This window comes from Sulfitobacter sp. (assembly GCF_036961165.1).
Lineage (GTDB): Bacteria > Pseudomonadota > Alphaproteobacteria > Rhodobacterales > Rhodobacteraceae > Sulfitobacter.
The window spans coordinates 89,374-108,843 of the sequence record NZ_JBALVJ010000003.1; the positions used below are offsets into that span (position 1 = coordinate 89,374).

Below are 19,470 nucleotides of genomic sequence, written 5' to 3' on the forward strand. Positions count from 1 at the left end.
TTCCGCCCGGATCACAGGGTGATGGCGGCAATCAGCCGGCCATAGTCGGCTTCTTTGGCATGGGTGGTGCGCCGATAGGAATAGAATCGATCAGGATCAGAAAAAGTGCAGTGGCGCGTCCATTCGGCATGGCCAACACCGGCTGCTCGTAACCGGTTCAGACCAAACCCGGGCAGGTCGAATAGCATTCTATCGCCGTTTCCATTGATGAAGTAGCGCGCATATTCGGGGTCTTCGGCCATAAAGCTGTCAAGGAATTCCGGCCCAACCTCATAGGCGCGCTGGCTGATAGCCGGACCGATTACGGCTTTGATACGCTCGCGGCGCGCGCCCAAGGCTTCCATTGCATCGACAGTAGCATGAAGGACGCCGTCTAGTGCGCCGCGCCACCCTGCATGTGCGGCACCGATCACGCCGGCTTCAGCATCTGCAAAAAGAACGGGCTGGCAATCCGCGGTTAGCACCGACAGCGCAATGCCCGGCGTGCACGTGACCAATGCATCCGCGCGTGGCTTTTCCGTCAGCGGGGCGTCAACAGTGATGGCAGTGGCGGAATGGACCTGATGAACACCCACCAGATGCTCGGGCTGAACACCCATAGCGTCTGCCACGCGGTTGCGGTTGATCGCGACGATTTCTGACTGGTCAGTGGAGCCTTGGCCGCAGTTGAGCCCGGCGAACACCCCGGAAGATGCGCCGCCCTTACGGGTAAAAAAGCCGTGCTTAACGGGCAGCGCGTCCGAGGTCAGGATTTCAAGGGTCATATTTCCAATCCAGACAGCATGGGAGCGCCTTGCGGCACGATTCCGAATATTTTGAACAAGTTTCCCATTTCCTGCGGGTGCGTCAAGCGGCGATGCGCGGCTATATGCGAGTCCAGCGCAGCACCGCTGAGAGTTTGGGCAAGTGTTTGGGCGCGCGCAGTAATCCCGAGCCGCTCTAGAAACACGCCTTGCGGAGTGACGCGACTGGGCGTGCAGGGAGGTACGGCGCGCAACAACACCTCAAAATCCACATGCGCTGTCAGATCGGCATGGCCCGGGGAGTTAAGCGGATCAGTGGGCGCGTGGTTTTGCACGGCCTGCAACGTGTCGCCAAGCGTTCGCCAATCGCCATAGTCAAACACCAGTGCTGCACCGCCATGAGCGGTAATGCGGGCGGACAGAGTAGAAATGATGGGGGCAGCAGCGGCGCAATCCTCGATCAGGTCACCGTCTTTTGTGTCTTCGAGGCGCTGGGCAAGGGCCGGCTGGGGTTGCGTGGGGCCAAGGCCGAAGACCAGCGCATCTTCTTGCGCGCCGATCTGCCGCTCGCGCCAGCGGCTGCCATCGCGGACAAACTGGCGGATGGGCAAGGCATCAAAAAACTCATTTGCGACAAGGAAGGTCGCCTGCTCTGGCAGCGCCTCAATGTTGTCAATCCAGCGGGGCGAATAGGCCTTTAGGCTGTCTGCCTGAATGTCGCGCAGGGCGGTCGAGGCTTCAAGCAAGATAATCTCAGCGGCGTCAGTAAAGCCCCGCACGCGAGAGGCTGCGCGCAGCATATCGGCCATTAATGTCCCGCGCCCTGGCCCAAGTTCGGCCAGCGTGAAAGGGGTCGGTGCGCCCTGATCCAGCCAAGCCTGCGCAAGCGCGAGGCCCACCAGCTCTCCGAACATTTGGCTGATCTCTGGTGCGGTGATAAAGTCACCTGCGGTGCCGAACGGCGTGCGCGTGGTGTAATAGCCATGCTCTGGGTGCAGAAGGCAGGCCGCCATATAATAATCAAGGCGCATCGGCCCCTGCGCACGTATCTGCGATATCAAAAGGTCACGCAGGCTCATGCTGTCCGCCGTGCTCGCATAATGAAGAACAGGCCAACAGCGATCATTGGCAGGCATAGGATTTGCCCCATGGTGAGGCCGTAGCCACCCATATGCCACGCCAATCCCAGCGGGTTGCTTTGGGTTGCGAACTGAGCGTCCGGTTGACGGACAAATTCGACCAAGAATCGTGCAGCGCCGTAACCGGCGAGGAAAGTTCCCATGATCAGACCCGGTGTTTTGAACGCGCTGTGCCGCCAAACGAGCCAGATCAACAGCGCACCAAGAACCAGCCCCTCAAGCGCTGCTTCATAAAGCTGCGACGGATGGCGCGCGCATATGCCGATTACATCGGGGCAGTACTGTGCGGCCTCTGTGGGAAAGGCGACGCCCCATGGCAGATCGGTGGGGCGGCCCCAAAGCTCGGCGTTGATGAAGTTGGCGATGCGTCCTAAAAGCAGACCGGGCGCGATGCCGAGCGCGACAAGATCGCCTGCGCTGATCCGTGCAATCTGGTGACGTCCCGTATAGAGGAAAGCCGCGGCAATCACCCCGAGGGCGCCGCCGTGGAAGGACATGCCGCCCTCCCAGACGCGCAGTATTTGCGCGGGATTACTGAGGTAATAGGCTGGTTGGTAAAACAGCACATAGCCAATCCTACCGCCAAGGATCACACCTAGGATAACCCATGTCAGAAGGTCTTCGATCTGCGCGGGTGTCATGACAGATTTGTTGTCATGCCATAGCCGCGGCGTGTTTGCCGCGCGCAGCACCAGACGCCATCCCAACAGGATACCGACGATATACGCCATCGCGTACCAACGCAGAGCGAATGTCATGCCGAATAGATTGATGGATATGATCTCGGGTGAGATGTCGGGGAATGGGATGAGCGCTTGCATGCGGTGATTGAGCGCGGCTGAGCGGGGAAGTCAACCTTGCATGGCGGCGCAGGTCACCCCATATAGGGACAACAGCCAGTGGAGATACCCCGATGCAAACCCGCAATAAAATTTTCGATGACCTGAGCAAGATCATGACCAACGCTATGGGCGTTGCTCAAGGAGCGAAGGACGAAGCGGAGAGCGCGATGAAGGGCATGATGGACCGTTGGCTGGCTGACCGTGACTTTGTCACGCGCGAAGAGTTCGACGCCGTGCGGACAATGGCCCAAAAAGCGCGCGAAGAGAATGAAGCGCTCAAAGCGCGTCTGGATGCGCTTGAGGCGAAGTGATCAGGTAAACCCGATCTGCCGGACGCGCTGCCGCGCGATTTCTTTTCTATCTGCCGCGCATCACCTGATTGCCGATATCAGATGACGTGGTATCCATTCTCTTTTCTGTATCTTGGGCCGAATAGGTAAATTTCCGCTATATTTTGCGGTTATCCACTGCTTATTGTGGTTATCCCCAGAAAAAGACTTGCCAGACCCTATCATGCTTGCCACCATATATTGTAGGATGCTCAGGCGAACCCGCATTCTATAGCGTAAGCACCCACAGTACAGGGGCGACGATAGGCCTTACTGCTCTGGGAAAACAAAAAGAGGTGGCAAAATGGCCCTGTCCGAGCAGTATCTGGAAGACGACATTCACCCCATAGACATCGTTGAGACGTTGGCAAATCATCATGAATGGGATTTTGACCGTATCTCCGACGAGCAAATCGCAATGACTGTCGAAGGGCAGTGGCGGACCTATTCGGTCACGCTTGCATGGTCCGATTATGATGAAACACTGCGCCTGATTTGTACGTTCGAGATGGAGCCGCCTGAAGACAAGCTGCCAGCCCTCTACGGATTGCTCAACGATGTGAACGATCGTTGCTGGGCGGGTGCTTTCACCTACTGGGCCGAGCAGCAGATGATGGTTTACCGCTATGGTCTTGTGCTGTCAGGCGGGCAGGTGGCTTCGCCCGAACAGGTCGACACGATGATCGGTGCCGCCGTGATGAGTGCCGAGCGCTACTACCCAGCCGTTCAATTGGTGGTTTGGGGCGATCAGTCTCCGAAGCAAGCACTGCAAGTCGCCATTGCAGAGGCTTACGGCCGCGCGTAATCCTGTTCCCCGATGCAATTGGGGGATGTTATGAAGAATTCACGTATCGCGAATGATGGTCTGGTGCTGCTGGGCTGCGGCAAAATGGGCTCTGCCATGCTGGAAGGCTGGCTGGCGCGCGGATTGCCAGCCGCATCTGTCTGGGTTCAGGATCCCCATCCTTCTGACTGGCTGCGCGGCACTGGTGTTCATATCAATGCAGCCTTGCCAGCAAACCCTGCAATTGTGTTGGTGGCGGTCAAGCCGCAGATGATGGCCGAGGCTCTCCCGACCCTCAAAGAAATGGGCAACAGCGACACCCTGTTTGTTAGCGTAGCCGCAGGCACGCCGATCGCGTTTTTTGAAGCGACGCTGGGAGCGCAGACGCCTGTTGTGCGCGCCATGCCCAATACTCCTGCAGCAATTTCACGTGGGATCACAGCGATTGTCGGCAATGATCATGCCGGAGCAAAAGGGCTGGACGAAGCCGAGTTGCTGCTTAGTGCCGTGGGTGAGGTCGTGCGCCTAAGCGAAGAGGCGCAGATTGATGCGGTGACTGGTGTCAGCGGTTCTGGCCCGGCGTATGTTTTCCACATGATCGAGACATTGGCCGCCGCGGGTGTAGAGCAGGGGCTGCCAGCCGAGATGGCGCTGCAGCTTGCGCGGGCAACGGTGGCGGGCGCAGGTGCGTTGGCGATGGCAGCGGACGAAGACCCGGCTCAGCTCCGGATCAATGTCACCAGCCCCAACGGCACGACCCAAGCCGCGCTTGAGGTTCTGATGGATGAGAAGGACGGCTTTCCCGCGCTGATGCGGCGTGCGGTTGCAGCGGCGGCTGACCGCTCGCGGGAGCTGGCCTGTGGCTGAAATCTCGTTCGATGACTTCATGAAGGTGGATATCCGCGCGGGTTGGGTGATCAAAGCTGAACCCTTTCCCGAAGCGCGTAACCCCTCGATCAAGATGTGGATCGATTTCGGTGATGAAATCGGGGTGCGCAAAACCTCGGCGCAAGTCACCGTTCATTACACACCGGACGTGTCGGTCGGGCGGCAGGTGATGGCAGTGGTGAACTTCCCGCCCCGCCAGATCGGTCCGTTTATGTCAGAAGTTCTGGTGCTGGGTGTGCCAGATGAAAACGGCGCGGTGGTTTTTCTAGGCCCGGACCAAGAGACGCCAACCGGCGGGAGAATGCAATGAAAAAAGTTCTAATTTCCAGAGTTCTGCCAGAAGCAGTGTATCCGTTGCTTGAAGGGCTGGACGTAACGCGGCGGGATCAGACGTCTCCGTTGTCAAAAGACGAGATGCGCGCGGCGCTGGGCGCGTTCGACGGCGTGCTCTGTACCTTGGGGGATCAGTACTCGGCCGATGTTTTCGCGGATGTGGCGCAGCCGCGTTGTAAGATCTTGGCAAATTTCGGCGTTGGATATAACCACATAGACGTGGCTGCTGCCAAAGCGGCCGGTATCGTCGTGACCAACACACCCGGTGCTGTCACGGACGCCACCGCGGATATTGCCATGACCCTGATGCTGATGAGCGCGCGGCGCGCGGGCGAGGGTGAGCGGCTTGTGCGGGCGGGCAAGTGGGAAGGCTGGCACCCGACCCAGATGCTAGGCCTTCATCTGACGGGTAAGACTGTTGGCATCGTGGGGATGGGCCGGATCGGGCAAGCCATCGCGCGGCGCTGCCATTTTGGTTTTGACATGAATGTACGATACTATGGGCGTAGCCCGAAGGACTTGGATTTTGAGGCTGCATTTCATAGCGATCTGAACGCGTTGGCCGCCTGTGTGGATGTGCTGGTCACTGCCGTTCCAGGAAGTACTGAGACCCGCCATATGATCAACGCTCAGGTGTTGGGTGCGATGCAGCCCCATGCACGGCTCATCAACATCGCACGTGGTGATGTGGTCGAAGAAGCAGCCCTGATTGACGCTTTGCAGCGCGGTGTGATTGGCGGTGCGGGATTGGATGTTTACGAGTTTGAACCTGCCTTGCCGGAAGCTCTGCGCGCGTTGGATAACCTCGTCCTATTGCCGCATATGGGTACGTCTACAGAGGAGGTTCGTGTGGATATGGGGGGTATGGCAGTTGAAAATATACAAGCTTTCTTCCGCGGTAATCCCCTGCCAAATGCGGTTTAACGGTCGCCTATAGCCTCACGCCAGTGACGGCGGCACAGCGAGACATAAGCCTCGTTGCCGCCAATCTGTACCTGCGCCCCTTCGCGCATCACTTTGCCTTCTGCGTCTTGTCTGACGACCATCGTCGCCTTCTTACCGCAGTGGCAGATTGTGCGGATTTCGCGCATCTCGTCAGATAGTGCTAGCAGCGCGGCCGATCCCGGGAATAGCTGTCCGCGAAAGTCTACGCGCAAGCCATAGCACATGATTGGCACGCCCAGATCGTCGACCACACGAGCAAGCTCCCATACCTGTTCTTCGCTTAGAAAGTGCGCTTCATCCACGAAAATGCACGCACATGGACCCGCATTAAGTCGTGCGGCGATCTTGGCGAAGAGGTCTTCGTTGTCGCTATAGGTGTCGGCGCCTTGGCCAATCCCGATTCGCGAAGCTATACGTCCTTCACCCGCGCGATTATCTAGCTGTGCCGTCATCAGATAAGACACCATGCCACGCTCGCGGTAATTATGTGCCGCTTGCAATAGAACCGTCGATTTGCCGGCATTCATTGTGGAGTAATTGAAGTAAAGTTTAGCCATTTGGGTATTTATCTGCTTCAAAAGCGCCAGTGCAAGTCAAACTGTGACTAGTTGACATGTTGTAAGGGAGATTGCACTAGGACTAGGGTATTATGGGCTTCATGTTATGCTATGAATTGGCAGGAGTAAGGGTATCGCTATGGGCGCAGCCGGCAACTATTTGAAAAAGCATACAGAATCCTTGGTGAAAGCTGTAGGTGTTGAAGTGGCCTGTGAAGTGACCGGAAAGTCGAAAGCGACATTGGGCCGCTATTATTCGGACCATTACGAACACTCTGATCGGTTCATGCCCGTTGACGCTGTGGCGGCGCTTGAAGAGGCGGCAGGCTATCCGCACCTGACACAAGCTCTTGCAGAACTTTCAGGCGCCCATCTTGGTTTTGATGAACGCCGCCCGAACGATATCTCCAAAGGCGGGGTAAACGCTGATGTTATTGCGTTGGCCCAGCGGTTTGCGATGTTGATGGCAGAATATCAGCAGTCCATCGCAGATGGTAAGATCACCATGAACGAAGCAAAGCGCCTGTTGAAAGAGACGACAATGTTGCAGCAGGTGCTGGTGGACATGAAGCTACATCTAGAAGACGAAAGTGTCTGACGACCTAACTGCGCTCGTCCACGATGCGTTGCCACCAATTGATGTGGCTCTTCTGAAATCACCCGACGATGACGGACATAAACCGCGCATTTTGCTGCTTTACGGTTCGCTGCGCGAGCAAAGCTATTCGCGACGCGCCGTCGAAGAATCTGCACGAATCCTGCAACACCTTGGTTGCGAGACAAAGGTTTTTGATCCACGCGGGCTTCCCCAGCTGGATGATGCGGAGCCTGATCACCCCAAGGTGGTAGAGCTGCGGGATTTGGCCGTCTGGTCAGAGGGGATGGTCTGGTCCAGTCCAGAACGGCACGGAGCTATGACGGGGATCATGAAATCTCAGATCGACTGGTTGCCGCTATCCTTGCAAGGCGGGATTCGTCCCACGCAGGGTAAGACGCTGGCAATCATGCAGGTTTCAGGCGGGTCGCAATCGTTCAACGCAGTTAATCAGATGCGGATTTTGGGGCGTTGGATGCGGATGGTTACTATCCCTAACCAGTCAAGTATCCCAAAGGCATGGCTAGAGTTTGACGCGACTGGCCGCCTGCCTGCGGGCCCGTTTTACGCCCGTGTGGTGGACGTAATGGAAGAACTGGTTAAGTTCACATGGCTCGTGCGTGGCCGTGCTGATTATCTGGTGGACCGGTACTCGGAACGTGTGGAAAGCGCGGAAGACGTCCATGAGCGGGTGTCGCTCAAAGAAATCTAGCCGTGCTTTTGTACTATCACCGATCCGACCGAATAGCCTGCGCCGAACGAGCAGATGAGTCCGATATCGCCTTCTTTAATATCTTTGGAATACTTGGAAAACGCGATGATTGAGCCAGCTGAAGAAGTGTTGGCATAGTCTTGAAGAATGTTAGGCTGCTCACCTGGTTCTGGAGTGCGGCCGAGGACCTTCTTGCCGATGAAGTCATTCATGGATTTGTTGGCCTGATGCAGCCAGAGGCGCTTCAGATCAGAAGCCTCGATACCCTCCGCGGCCATATGATTGGCGATATGATCGCTGACCATCGGGAGGACTTCCTTGAAGACTTTGCGCCCGTTTTGCATGAACTGCATGTCGCGGCGGTCCGCCACGACATCAGGACGAGAGCGGCGCAGGAAGCCGTTGTTGTTGCGGATGTTGTTTGAGAACTCTGTCGCGCAGCGCGTTGATTTAATCTCAAAATAGGGACCATCGGCATCCTCGGCCCGCTCGATGAGCACTGCGGTGGCCACGTCCCCAAAGATGAAGTGGCAATCGCGGTCCCGCCATTCGAGGTGGGCCGAACAAATCTCGGGGTTCACAACCAATGCGCTGCGGATCGAGCCGGAGCGGATCATATCGGCTGCGGCCTGAATTCCGAAGGTGGCGGAGGAGCAGGCGACGTTCATATCAAAAGCAAAACCGTTAACGTGCAAAAGCTGCTGAATCTCAATGGCAACGGCGGGGTAGGCCCGCTCAAGATTGGAGGCCGCGCAGATGACCGCGTCCACATCGGCAGCTGTTTTACCGGCTTGTTCAAGCGCCTTTTTCGCAGCGTCCAAGGCCATTTCGGCCATCAAAGAAGGTTCGTCATCGCTGCGCTGACGCAACAGTGGATGCATCACATGCGGGTCAAGGATGCCTTTTTTGTCGATGACATAGCGCTGTTCTATGCCGGAGGCTTTCTCGATGAATTCGACCGAAGAATACTCCTTAGCGGGAACGTCGCCGGCGGCGATCTCTGCTGCGTGTTCGGCGTTGTAGATGTCCACATAGGCGTTAAAGGCTTCGACCAATTCGGCATTGGTGATTGCTTCGGAAGGGGTGAAAACGCCGGAGCCGGTAATTGCGGGTGTGTACATCTCGTATTCCTCTCTAATATCAGTCGGCTATCCCCAGAAGTATCTGTGGATAAGCCTTTCACTCGGCGTCGTCGCATACGCCTTTGCACCTGATGTGAAGGATGTTCTAGCCGTTTTTTAGATCAGTGCCTATGGCGAATTACAAAGCCGAAGGGAGGCCGCAAACCAAGTTGAATATGCCTTGGGTAACTAGGTAAGTTGATGCGGCGGTCATGTAGGCAAAGGCTTTGGATGCGCTTAACGCAACTCCAGCCCAAAAAAAATCGGGTGGTGCCCCATAATAACCCAGATGTAGCCAAAAAGAACACTGATCCTTTGCCAGACATCGCCGTTATTCTACTTGAGGTTGTCGTCGTGCCTCTTGAGGGCGCACTCACATATTAGCACCCGCAAAAGGAGAAGCAGATGACAAATACGAGCCTCAATAATAGCGGTGAACCACACCGAAAGCTATTTGCTGCTGTTGTCCTGGCGGTTTTGGGCGATGCAATTTTGGATGAGCAGAAGCGTGGCAACGGTGCTGAGAGTATTGCGCGTTGGGCCGCGTCCCGTGATGGTCAGACGGTGTTGAGCTGCGCTGGCATCAACCCGAGTGAACGTTGCATCGAAGGGCTGAAAGGGTTCGTTAAGAAAGACGAGAAAACTTCAACGGCTCTCACGCGCGGGCGAGCTTTCAAAACCGCATGACCGAACACCTTCGATCTTAACAAACAAGAGACCAACTGTGCTGCCCCTCCAAGGAAATTCCCGCACCTGCTGCGGGGATTTCTATTTGGAAGTCGCGGTTATCCCTGCAGAGATTTTACACCGATTTCATCTTCCGCCTGCGCTTTGATGGCAAGAGCGGCGGCATACGCGCCCGCGGCGGTCGTGTAGTAGGGGATCTTATCAAATAGGGCGATGGAGCGAATGCTCTTGCTGTCCTCGACGGCTTGCGTGCCCTCGGTTGTGTTCATCACAAGATGAATTTGCTCGTCCTTCATCATATCGGTGATGTCAGGGCGCCCTTCGTAGACTTTGTTCACGATCTCACATGGTATGTCATGCTTTGACAGCCATGCGGCGGTGCCGCGCGTGGCGGTGATCTTGAAGGATTGCTCAATCAGGATGCGGGCGGCGGTCAGGACATCGGCGGTTTTGTCGTCATCCTTGATCGACAAGAAGGCCGTGCCGCTGCGCGGCAACATTGTGCCCGCGCCCATTTGCGCCTTGAGGAACGCGCGGGGGAAGTCGCGGTCCCAGCCCATAACTTCGCCGGTAGAGCGCATTTCAGGCCCAAGGATAGTATCAACACCGGGGAAACGGGCAAAGGGCAATACGGCCTCTTTGACCGAGAACCAAGGCATGTTGGGATCGGCAAGCGTCATGGGATCGCCCAAGGGCAGGACATCTTCATAAGCCGCTGAGGCGTCATAAGGTGCGCGCAGCGGGAAGTTGGACAAAGGCTCACCCGCCATGATGCGCGCGGCGATCGAGGCGATGGCGCTGTCCGTAGCTTTGGCGACGAAAGGCACCGTGCGGGAGGCGCGCGGATTGACTTCGATCAGGTAGATTTCGCCGTCCTTGATCGCGAACTGGATGTTCATCAGGCCCACAACGTTCAGCGCTTTTGCAAGGGCTTTGGTCTGGACCTCGACTTCGGCAATCAGCTCTTTGGAAAGTGAGTAGGGCGGCAGTGAGCAAGCGCTGTCACCGGAGTGGACACCGGCCTCTTCGATGTGCTGCATGATGCCTGCAACGTGCACGTCTTTGCCGTCGCTGATCGCGTCTACGTCCAGTTCAACCGCGCCAGACAGGTAGCTGTCCAGCAGCACGGGGCTGTCACCCGAGACGACAACAGCTTCGGAGATGTAGCGCTCAAGATTGGCTTGATCGCGCACGATCTCCATCGCACGGCCACCCAGCACGTAGGACGGGCGGATCACAAGCGGGAAGCCGATGACCTTGGCGATTTCAAAGGCTTCTTCGTCGGAGTGGGCGATGCCGTTGTGTGGCTGCTTCAGACCCAGTGACCGGACCAGATCGGCAAAGCGTTCGCGGTCTTCGGCAAGGTCGATCATGTCGGGCGTGGTGCCAAGGATCGGGATGCCTTCGTCTTGCAGCGCTTGGGCGATTTTCAGCGGAGTCTGGCCACCAAACTGGACGATAACGCCATGCAACGTGCCGTTCTCTTGCTCGACGCGGAGGATTTCCATCACATGTTCAAATGTCAGCGGCTCGAAATACAGACGGTCCGAGGTGTCATAGTCGGTCGAGACAGTCTCGGGGTTGCAGTTAACCATGATCGTCTCATAGCCCGCATCCGTCAGGGCATAGCAAGCGTGACAGCAGCAATAGTCAAACTCGATCCCTTGGCCGATCCGGTTCGGGCCGCCACCAAGGATGACAACCTTTTTGCGATCCGATGGACGTGCCTCACACTCGGCATCGCCCATCATGGGGGATTCGTAGGTGGAGTACATGTAGGGCGTCTGCGCCTCAAACTCGGCGGCGCAGGTGTCGATCCGCTTGAACACGGCCTTGACGCCCAAAGACAGACGCGCGGCGCGGATTTGCTTTTCGGTCTGGCTGGTAAGTTTGGCCAAGCGGGCGTCGGTGAAGCCCATCATCTTGAGCTGGCGCATGCCTGTCTCGTCGGTGGGCAGGCCGTCGGTTTTCACAATCTCCTCGGCCTCGATAATCTCGCGGATGCGGGCAAGGAACCATGGATCGAACATGGTCGTGGCATGGATGTCTTCATCAGACATGCCGTGGCGCATTGCTTGGGCGATGGTGCGCATGCGATCTGGAGTGGTTTTGGAGATTGCTTTGGTTATGGCCGCTTTGTCCGGCGCGCCGGGGATGACGACCTCGTCAAAGCCGGTAAGGCCTGATTCCATCGACGCCAGTGCTTTTTGCAGGCTCTCGTGGATGGTGCGGCCGATGGACATGGCTTCGCCGACGGATTTCATAGCGGTCGTCAGATAGGGTTCGGCGCCCGGGAATTTCTCGAAGGCGAACTTTGGGATTTTGGTGACGATATAGTCGATTGTCGGCTCAAAGGAGGCAGGAGTCACGCCAGTGATGTCATTGTCGAGTTCGTCCAGCGTGAAGCCAACAGCCAGCTTCGCAGCAATTTTGGCAATCGGGAAACCGGTTGCTTTGGACGCCAACGCGGAAGAGCGTGAAACGCGCGGGTTCATTTCAATCACAACCATGCGGCCATCGGCTGGGTTCACGGCCCATTGCACGTTCGAGCCGCCCGTTTCCACGCCGATTTCGCGCAGCACTGCAATCGAGTGGTTGCGCATGATCTGGTATTCTTTGTCCGTCAGCGTGAGGGCAGGAGCCACAGTGATGGAATCGCCCGTGTGCACGCCCATCGGGTCCACGTTTTCGATGCTACAGACAATAATGGCGTTGTCGGCGGTATCGCGCACAACTTCCATTTCGAACTCTTTCCAGCCCAGCAGCGACTCATCAATTAGAATCTGTCCCATCGGCGAGGCGTCCATGCCGGAGCGGCAGAAGAATTCATAGTCTTCGCGATTGTATGCCACGCCGCCGCCTGTGCCGCCCATGGTGAAGGCGGGGCGAATGATGGCGGGCAGGCCGATTTCTTCGAGGCTTTCGAGCGCGATGGCAACACCCGCGGCGAGGTCTTTCTTGCCGTTTGCGCCTTTCGGCGCTGTGCAAATGGTCGCCTTGGGGTTTTCGATGCCCAAGCGGTCCATGGCTTCGCGAAACAGCTTGCGGTCTTCTGCCATCTCGATGGCTTCGCGCTTGGCGCCAATCATTTCGACGCCGAATTTTTCAAGGATTCCCATCTCTTCAAGGGCGAGAGAGGTGTTCAGACCTGTCTGGCCGCCCATGGTGGGCAGCAGGGCGTCAGGGCGTTCTTTCTCGATGATCTTGGCGACGATCTCAGGGGTGATCGGCTCGATGTATGTCGCATCGGCGAGGCCCGGATCGGTCATGATGGTGGCTGGATTGGAGTTGACGAGGATGACGCGGTAGCCTTCCTCTTTGAGGGCCTTACAGGCCTGTGCGCCCGAATAGTCGAACTCGCAGGCTTGTCCGATGACAATAGGTCCTGCGCCAATGATCATGATCGACTTGATGTCGGTTCTCTTTGGCATGGTTCCGGACCCCCTATAATGTGCAAATTGTTGTGGGTTATAGGCATGGGGACAGCGGGTGCAAGGCGGAATCATACCCAGTTTTGCAGACGAACGGCGGCGGCAAAATTTCTCCGTTATTTTAGGTAGTGAATCTCGACGGAATTGGGGTTGTTTGCTCAGGCGTCCAGATATGTTCGCACAGCCGCTTCAAACGCGCGTGGCCGGTCGGCATGCAGCCAGTGACCGGCGTTTGGTAGTTTGGCAAAGCGCGCAGCAGGAAACAGCCGCTTGATCAATTCGCGGTGTTCGTGACGGACATATTCGCTGTCAGCGCCGGTCAGGAACAGTGCGGGGTTGCCAAAGCTGCCGGAAACCTCCGGAAAGCCGATGATTTTGTCCATCTCTGCCTCAAGCACATCAAGGTTCAGCCGCCAACGCTTTTCCGCGATGTCCAGCGACTGCGTGAAGAAGCTTTGCAGCGCGGGTTCCACCCCTAGCGCGGCCAATTGCTCTGCCGCTTCGGAGCGGCGGGCCACTCTACTCAGATCAACGGCTCGCATGGCGGCGATCTGGTGGGATTGGCTGTGGCCGTATGGAACTGGCGCGATATCGGCCACGATGAGGCGGCGCAGCAGGTGCGGATGTCGCAGGGCCATCACCATGGCCGCTTTGCCGCCCATGGAATGGCCGCACAGGTCAACAGGTCCGCCGATATGCTCGATCAGTTCGGCAAGGTCGCCTGCCATGTCTTCATAACTCTGCGTAGTCTCGCGCGGGCTGTTGCCGTGGTTGCGCATGTCAGGGGTGATGACGCGGCGCGTATCAGACAAGCGTTTGGCGATCACACCCCAGTTGCGCCCCGATCCATAAAGTCCGTGGGCGATCACAAGAGGCGGCGTATCGGGGAAGTTGTCCCCGTGTTCGGTAAAGCTCAACATATCCCAAGGCGTAGCGCCATTGCAGCACCAAGGCCAGCAGCTTACACAGTATTTCATGATCACGAATAACGATATGGCCGCAAAGTCGCGCAAGCTGCGCGGACTAATGCAGCAAAAGCTGGATGTGCGCGGGCGTGATCTGCGCCAAAGCTTTCGCCGCGCGGGAAGGCAACTGCCGCGTGCGGTACGAAAACGCGGGGCAGAGTTGATGCGGGCAGAGATGCAGGCCCATAACCCCAAGACAGCGCGGCAATTGGATGCCGAAGCGATTGAGCGCGCCTATGAAGTCGTGCGCGCGCACCTTGAGGCGGTTGATGTGGGCGAGAGGCGTAAGGCCCGCATCCTGAGTTTAGCAGGTGCCATCGTCGCCAACATCATTGTGGTGGCGGTGCTGTTTGTCATCTGGCTCTGGTGGCGCGGTTACGTCTAGCCTGCGTATTGCGCATCGGTGACATGTTCCATCCACGTCACAGCGGAACCATCCAGTTCTTCCTGAAGCGCGATGTGGGTCATGGCGACGTCCGCGGCGGCGCCGTGCCAGTGTTTCTCGTTCGGCTCGAAGAAAACGGTGTCACCGGGGCGAATTTGCTCAATCGGACCACCCTCGCGTTGGACCAGCCCAAGGCCGGCCGTCACAATTAGCGTCTGACCTAGCGGATGCGTGTGCCACGCCGTGCGCGCGCCAGGCTCAAACGTGACGGTAAGGCCGCGCAGGCGCGCAGGGTCAGGTGCGGTGATCAGCGGGTCCATGCGCACGGTACCGGTGAAATACTCGGCTGGGCCTTTGCCAGAGGGGCGGGAACCTGCGGGATGGATGATCATGGGTGGGCCTCGTCTTGTTGGGTGTGTGGTGGTGATAGTGCATTGGTTGGCAGTATATAGGAAGGGTGATGCGCAGTGCAGCACAAGTCAGCTTTGAGCCCAATTTGCTGATTTCCTACCTTACAGCGAATGTCGGGTATCGCGAAGCCTACAAAGCAACCAATAAAAATCAACCCAAAGCAGGCCTTTAGCTGGCCCAAGGTGCAATTCGCAGCATGTTTATACTTAACCTTTCCGTCCAACAGGCCCATCTGCACGGCGGGAAGTTGGATAATATGTCAGCTTCGAAGATGATGGACAGGCAAATTGACTCTTTGGGCGACAGTCATCCATAGGGGGTGCTTTAAGTGCTTTCACTCGATACTGATGCTGATTTTTCCAAGCAGCCAGTCTCGGAACTGTTTTGCTGTAGAGTTAGCTTCATTAACTCGCAAGTAATAGCCTTCTTTACATGGGACGACCGCTGCATGAGCCAGCACTAGTTGCCCCATTTGCATAGCATGCCGGGCCAATACTTTGCTTACAAGGGCGACACCGTTTCCGTGCACTGCAAGGTTTAGGGCCGCGCCGTAGGTATCTACAAATATCTCGGGTTTTGGATTTTCGCCCGCAACCTCGCCCCATGCTTTCCAGCCGTCAGAGGTGCCGACGGATTCAATCAATGGCAGGGTTGCGAGGGTGCCTTTAAGGGTCGGCGATTTCAAGGCAATCAGACCGTTAGGCTCCAACATAACCGCGTCGCGCCCAACTTGTTTTTGTGATCCAAACGGGATTTCGATGTCAGCTCTGACGGTGTGAAAATCGTCTGGCCAAATAGTGCTGAGAAAGCGCAATCGTATCTTCGGGTGACTGTTGGTGAATTCAGAAAGATACGGTGAGATGATCCATTGCGCCACGCTTACCGAAGAGGCGATGGTCAACACGTTTTCAGTCGGTACGGTCTCAAACGCGCGGGCGGCGGCGGTCAGCGTCTCAAGTGCGGAACCGACTTGGGGCAATAATTTGCGTCCGTCATCCGTTAAGGAGAGCCCGCGTGCGTGACGGATAAACAAAGCGACACCGAGTGATGTCTCCAGCGATCTGACATGTTGGCTGACTGCTGATTGCGTCATGCCGATTTCTGCCGCCGCAGCGGTAAAGCTTAGTTGCCGCGCGGCGGCCTCGAATGCGCGAAACCACGCGAGCGGAGGTAAAGCTTTTACCATGATCAAGTTACCCATTAGTAATACTAATACCTAAGCATCATAATCATTTATTAGTCAAATTATGCTCCCGCGTTCGATACTTTGCGTTAACACTGCAGGGAGACATCGGCATGCATCCAGAGATACGAAAAATTGTAACCTACGATGAGGAAGTTCTTATCGAGGGGTTTCGCCCGGCCAAGCACCCTTGGCGATTGTTTGCTGTTGCCGCCGTTGTGCATAACCCATGGGCCGGTCGGTTTGTTGAGGATCTAAAGCCTGAAATCCATGCCTTCGGCCCTGTTCTAGGTGAAATGATGACCGAGCGCATGATCAAACTTGCAGGCTCAGGTGACGCGATTGAGGCTTACGGCAAAGCTGCTGTTGTCGGGCTAAATGGCGAAATTGAACATGCTTCGGGGCTGATCCACACGCTGCGCTTTGGCAATCACTACCGTGAAGCCGTGGGCGCGAAGTCCTATCTTGCATTCACAAACACACGTGGCGGGGCGAATGCGCCGATCATGGTGCCGTTGATGGATAAAAATGACGCTGGCCGCCGTTCTCACTATCTCACGATACAATTCGCGATCCCTGACGCGCCCCGTGACGACGAAATCGTTGTTGTGCTGGGTGCCGCAACAGGTGGCCGTCCACATCACCGTATTGGCGACCGATACCAGGATTTGAAGGATTTGGGTCATGACTTGGACAATCCAGCCGCGGTCTAAGTTCGGGAGGCTTGCCGCGATTACGGGTGGGTCTGGCCCAAAGGTCTTGCTTGTTCACGGAGTCGGCTTACGGGCTGAGGCGTGGGGCGGGCAATTGGAAATCTTGGCGCGCACGTGTCGTGTTATGGCGGTGGACATGCCTGGACATGGAGAAAGTTCTCGTTTGGCTAGCAATCCGCAAATGGCCGATTTCACCGACGCTATTGTGATGACCCTGACCGAGCCTGTGGTGGTGATCGGTCACTCCTTTGGCGCGATGATCGCTTTGGATATGGCAAGTAGGTATTCAGATCTCGTGCTTGGGGTCGCCGCCCTGAATGGCATTTTTCAGAGAGATGTGGCCGCAAAGGATGCCGTCTTGGCGCGTGCCGCAAGTTTGGATGGCAAGATAACTGCCGATCCAAACGCGACGCTTATCCGCTGGTTTGGTGCAGAGCCGTCAGGCGCTCGGAGTGCCTGTCAAGAATGGCTCAGTGAGGTCGATCCAGCGGGCTACCGCGACGCCTACCACGTGTTTGCTGCTGAAGATGGTCCATCGGACAAGGCGCTCAGAAACCTGCAATGTCCCGCATTATTTTTAACGGGCGAAGACGAGCCAAATTCAACCCCGCAAATGTCTAGGCGGATGGCGGAATCGACCCCATTTGGTAGGGCCGCCGTTTTGAAGGGGGCAGCGCATATGTTGCCGATGACCCATGCCACAGAGGTTACCGCAATTTTGGAAAAGTTCATTCAGGATACGCAAATTGACGAAAAATAATCCACGCGCCCTACGCAATGCATTTGGTGGTTTTCTGACGGTCGTAACTGTCGTGACGGCTGTTCGCGGCGACGGCGCCCCAGTTGGGTTCACTGCAAATTCATTTTCGTCAGTGTCACTTGAACCGCCGTTATTGCTCTTGTGTCCAGGGAAATTCTTGTCGAGTTACGAGACCTTTGCCAATTGCACGCATTTTGCCGTCAATATTCTGTCCGAGGGGCAGGAGGCGATTTCCAACACATTCGCGAGCTCGAAAGGGAATCGTTTTGCACAGGTGCCGCATCATCTTGATGCCCATGGCGTGCCATTGATCGATGGCGCTATCGTGCAATTTTCGTTCACCACGGAACAGATTATTTCCGCGGGTGACCACTGCATTTTGATTGGCAGGATCGAAGGATTTACACATGTCGACGGGTCAGGGCTTGGCTATGTTAACGGGAAGTATTTTAGCCTTGGATTGGAGCGTGCCGCCTTTGACGAGACAAGTGGCACGGCGATTTGTGGGGCCATTGTTGAAGATGGGGACACTGTCCTGATGGTTCAAACGGTGGACGGATTGCAACCATCACATTGCACCCATTCAGAGCGGGGGCGGTTGATCAACGACCTGCGCGAGACCCTCGTGAGTAAAGGGATCGTGGCCGAACCTGGTCAAGCCTATTCGGTTTTTGAAAGCGTCAAGCCGCGTGCGCATCACACCTATTTTTTGGCGACAGGTCATATTGAGACCCCACTGCCGGGATCGTTGCTGTGCCAATCGCGGACCTTGCCAATCAGAGCTTTGCCAGCGCCCCTATCGCCCGGATGATGACCCGTTTCGCCCTTGAGCAGCAGACCCGCAATTTCGCCCTTTACCTAGGAAACACCGACGACGGTGCAATCCACAATGCGACGACAAGGATGTAGCCATGGATTTCTCGCTTTTTGCACATATGGAACGGACCCGCCCCGATCAAGATCAACGCGTCTTGCGCAGCGATTTGATTGCGCTGGCAAAGATAGCTGACGAAGGTGGCATGCGGGCGATTTGGACGGGGGAACATCATGGGATGGATTTCACTATCGCGCCGAACCCGTTCATCAGCCTCGTCGACTTGAGCTATCACACCAAAAACCTGCGGCTAGGCACTGGCACGGTAATTGCGCCGTTTTGGCATCCGATTGCGCTGGCAGGCGAAGCGGCAGCAGCCGATCTGATAACTGACGGACGCATCGAGTTGGGGATCGCGCGGGGCGCTTATTCCTATGAATACGAACGGCTTCAGCCTGGCATGGACGCGTGGAACGCGGGCCAACGGATGCGCGAAAGCGCACCTTTGTTGCGGCAGATTTGGGCTGGCGATTGTGCGCATGAGGGGCACTACTATCAATTTCCGGCCACGACATCCGTGCCCAAACTGGTGCAACCAGACGGCCCACCAATCTGGATTGCGGCACGAGATGCCAATAGTCATTCTTTTGGTGTTGATCATGGTTTCAACATTCAGGTGACACCGCTGTGGCAGGGGATCGGGGAGATAGAAAACTTAATGGCAAAATTTAACGACGCCTGTGCTGCTTATAGTGGCCCGCGCCCAAAGATCATGTTGCTGCATCACACATATGTAGGTGCGAACGCAGATGATGTTGCGATTGCTGCCAAAGAGCTGTCGGATTTTTACTGCTACTTTGGAGCTTGGTTTCAAAACAAGCGCCCAGTCAGTCAAGGGTTGATTGAAGCTTTGACCGAGGCAGAAATGGCAGAGAACACCATGATGTCGCCCGAGAATATGCTGCGTGATTTGACCATTGGGACCAAGCAGGAAGTGATCGATCAAATTAGGCGCTATGAAGATTTAGGCTACGATGAATATGCATTCTGGATCGATAGCGGCATGAGTTCAGAGCGCAAACGCGCTTCGCTCTCGCGGTTCATTGATGACGTAATGCCCGCTTTTACATGAG

Annotated in this window: 22 protein-coding genes; 13 read left to right on the top strand and 9 right to left on the bottom strand. The window is 56.4% G+C overall.

The annotated features are described in order from the left end of the window. Positions 1–11: 11 nt before the first annotated feature. Genes pgeF through lgt form a run of 3 tightly spaced genes read right to left on the bottom strand, consistent with a single transcriptional unit; the run spans position 12 to position 2,703 of the window. Complete coding sequence (gene pgeF, locus V7730_RS02910) at positions 12–764, bottom strand: peptidoglycan editing factor PgeF (protein ID WP_335746089.1); 753 nt, start codon at positions 762–764, stop codon at positions 12–14. After that, the gene (locus V7730_RS02915; RefSeq protein ID WP_335746090.1) at positions 761–1,822 is read right to left on the bottom strand and encodes a class I SAM-dependent methyltransferase; all 1,062 of its coding nucleotides are present in this window, start codon (positions 1,820–1,822) and stop codon (positions 761–763) included. The genes pgeF and V7730_RS02915 overlap by 4 nt, the downstream gene beginning before the upstream one ends. Next, positions 1,819–2,703: a prolipoprotein diacylglyceryl transferase gene (gene lgt / locus V7730_RS02920; RefSeq protein WP_335746091.1), complete on the bottom strand. Its 885-nt coding sequence runs from the start codon at positions 2,701–2,703 to the stop codon at positions 1,819–1,821. The genes V7730_RS02915 and lgt overlap by 4 nt, the downstream gene beginning before the upstream one ends. A gap of 92 nt (positions 2,704–2,795) precedes the next feature. Between lgt and V7730_RS02925 the strand changes: the two genes are divergently transcribed. The 5 genes from V7730_RS02925 (at position 2,796) to V7730_RS02945 (ending at position 5,982) form a co-directional block, all read left to right on the top strand. Beyond that, positions 2,796–3,035: an accessory factor UbiK family protein gene (locus V7730_RS02925; RefSeq protein WP_335746092.1), complete on the top strand. Its 240-nt coding sequence runs from the start codon at positions 2,796–2,798 to the stop codon at positions 3,033–3,035. A 322-nt stretch (positions 3,036–3,357) separates the two neighbouring features. Continuing rightward, complete coding sequence (locus tag V7730_RS02930; RefSeq protein ID WP_335746093.1) at positions 3,358–3,858, top strand: YbjN domain-containing protein; 501 nt, start codon at positions 3,358–3,360, stop codon at positions 3,856–3,858. Between the two features lie 30 nt (positions 3,859–3,888). Continuing rightward, a complete protein-coding gene (proC, locus tag V7730_RS02935; protein WP_335746094.1) occupies positions 3,889–4,704 on the top strand; it encodes a pyrroline-5-carboxylate reductase in 816 nt (271 codons plus the stop codon). Further along, a complete protein-coding gene (locus V7730_RS02940) occupies positions 4,697–5,035 on the top strand; it encodes a tRNA-binding protein (protein WP_335746095.1) in 339 nt (112 codons plus the stop codon). The genes proC and V7730_RS02940 overlap by 8 nt, the downstream gene beginning before the upstream one ends. Then, a complete protein-coding gene (locus V7730_RS02945; RefSeq protein WP_335746096.1) occupies positions 5,032–5,982 on the top strand; it encodes a 2-hydroxyacid dehydrogenase in 951 nt (316 codons plus the stop codon). Before V7730_RS02940 ends, V7730_RS02945 begins: the two co-directional genes overlap by 4 nt. Here V7730_RS02945 and V7730_RS02950 read toward each other — a convergent pair. Then, the gene (locus V7730_RS02950) at positions 5,979–6,560 is read right to left on the bottom strand and encodes a thymidine kinase (protein WP_335746097.1); all 582 of its coding nucleotides are present in this window, start codon (positions 6,558–6,560) and stop codon (positions 5,979–5,981) included. The genes V7730_RS02945 and V7730_RS02950 overlap by 4 nt on opposite strands. 139 nt (positions 6,561–6,699) lie before the next feature. On the opposite strand from V7730_RS02950, the gene V7730_RS02955 reads away from it, so the two are divergent. Both V7730_RS02955 and arsH read left to right on the top strand, forming a co-directional pair. Beyond that, positions 6,700–7,158 carry a hypothetical protein gene (locus V7730_RS02955; RefSeq protein ID WP_335746098.1) on the top strand — a complete coding sequence of 153 codons (459 nt, stop codon included), beginning with the start codon at positions 6,700–6,702 and terminating at the stop codon, positions 7,156–7,158. Further along, entirely contained in the window at positions 7,151–7,867 is a 717-nt protein-coding gene (gene arsH, locus V7730_RS02960) for an arsenical resistance protein ArsH (protein WP_335746099.1), read from the top strand. The genes V7730_RS02955 and arsH overlap by 8 nt, the downstream gene beginning before the upstream one ends. Here arsH and V7730_RS02965 read toward each other — a convergent pair. Next, positions 7,864–8,988: a beta-ketoacyl-ACP synthase III gene (locus tag V7730_RS02965; RefSeq protein ID WP_335746100.1), complete on the bottom strand. Its 1,125-nt coding sequence runs from the start codon at positions 8,986–8,988 to the stop codon at positions 7,864–7,866. The genes arsH and V7730_RS02965 overlap by 4 nt on opposite strands. Before the next feature lie 405 nt (positions 8,989–9,393). Here V7730_RS02965 and V7730_RS02970 point away from each other — a divergent pair, with 405 nt between their 5' ends. After that, positions 9,394–9,675, top strand: a complete 282-nt coding sequence (locus tag V7730_RS02970; protein ID WP_335746101.1) for a DUF6280 family protein — start codon at positions 9,394–9,396, stop codon at positions 9,673–9,675. 98 nt (positions 9,676–9,773) lie between these two features. Here V7730_RS02970 and carB read toward each other — a convergent pair whose 3' ends face one another. Further along, complete coding sequence (gene carB / locus V7730_RS02975) at positions 9,774–13,106, bottom strand: carbamoyl-phosphate synthase large subunit (protein WP_335746102.1); 3,333 nt, start codon at positions 13,104–13,106, stop codon at positions 9,774–9,776. A gap of 158 nt (positions 13,107–13,264) precedes the next feature. Continuing rightward, the gene (locus V7730_RS02980) at positions 13,265–14,026 is read right to left on the bottom strand and encodes an alpha/beta fold hydrolase (RefSeq protein WP_335746103.1); all 762 of its coding nucleotides are present in this window, start codon (positions 14,024–14,026) and stop codon (positions 13,265–13,267) included. A gap of 55 nt (positions 14,027–14,081) precedes the next feature. On the opposite strand from V7730_RS02980, the gene V7730_RS02985 reads away from it, so the two are divergent. Continuing rightward, positions 14,082–14,456 carry a hypothetical protein gene (locus V7730_RS02985; protein WP_335746104.1) on the top strand — a complete coding sequence of 125 codons (375 nt, stop codon included), beginning with the start codon at positions 14,082–14,084 and terminating at the stop codon, positions 14,454–14,456. Here V7730_RS02985 and V7730_RS02990 read toward each other — a convergent pair. After that, positions 14,453–14,848 carry a (R)-mandelonitrile lyase gene (locus V7730_RS02990; protein ID WP_335746105.1) on the bottom strand — a complete coding sequence of 132 codons (396 nt, stop codon included), beginning with the start codon at positions 14,846–14,848 and terminating at the stop codon, positions 14,453–14,455. The two genes, V7730_RS02985 and V7730_RS02990, sit on opposite strands and share 4 nt — an antisense overlap. 353 nt (positions 14,849–15,201) lie before the next feature. Then, positions 15,202–16,053, bottom strand: a complete 852-nt coding sequence (locus V7730_RS02995) for a LysR family transcriptional regulator (RefSeq protein WP_335746106.1) — start codon at positions 16,051–16,053, stop codon at positions 15,202–15,204. A gap of 110 nt (positions 16,054–16,163) precedes the next feature. Between V7730_RS02995 and V7730_RS03000 the strand changes: the two genes are divergently transcribed. The 4 genes from V7730_RS03000 (at position 16,164) to V7730_RS03015 (ending at position 19,469) form a co-directional block, all read left to right on the top strand. Then, positions 16,164–16,763, top strand: coding sequence for an amino acid synthesis family protein (locus V7730_RS03000; RefSeq protein WP_335746107.1), 600 nt, complete (start codon positions 16,164–16,166; stop codon positions 16,761–16,763). Then, entirely contained in the window at positions 16,735–17,523 is a 789-nt protein-coding gene (locus V7730_RS03005; protein ID WP_335746108.1) for an alpha/beta fold hydrolase, read from the top strand. Before V7730_RS03000 ends, V7730_RS03005 begins: the two co-directional genes overlap by 29 nt. Continuing rightward, complete coding sequence (locus tag V7730_RS03010) at positions 17,459–18,334, top strand: flavin reductase family protein (protein WP_335746109.1); 876 nt, start codon at positions 17,459–17,461, stop codon at positions 18,332–18,334. The genes V7730_RS03005 and V7730_RS03010 overlap by 65 nt, the downstream gene beginning before the upstream one ends. 100 nt (positions 18,335–18,434) lie before the next feature. Then, positions 18,435–19,469 (top strand): LLM class flavin-dependent oxidoreductase, encoded by a 1,035-nt coding sequence (locus tag V7730_RS03015; RefSeq protein ID WP_335746110.1) that lies wholly within the window; start codon positions 18,435–18,437, stop codon positions 19,467–19,469. Position 19,470 lies beyond the last annotated feature (1 nt).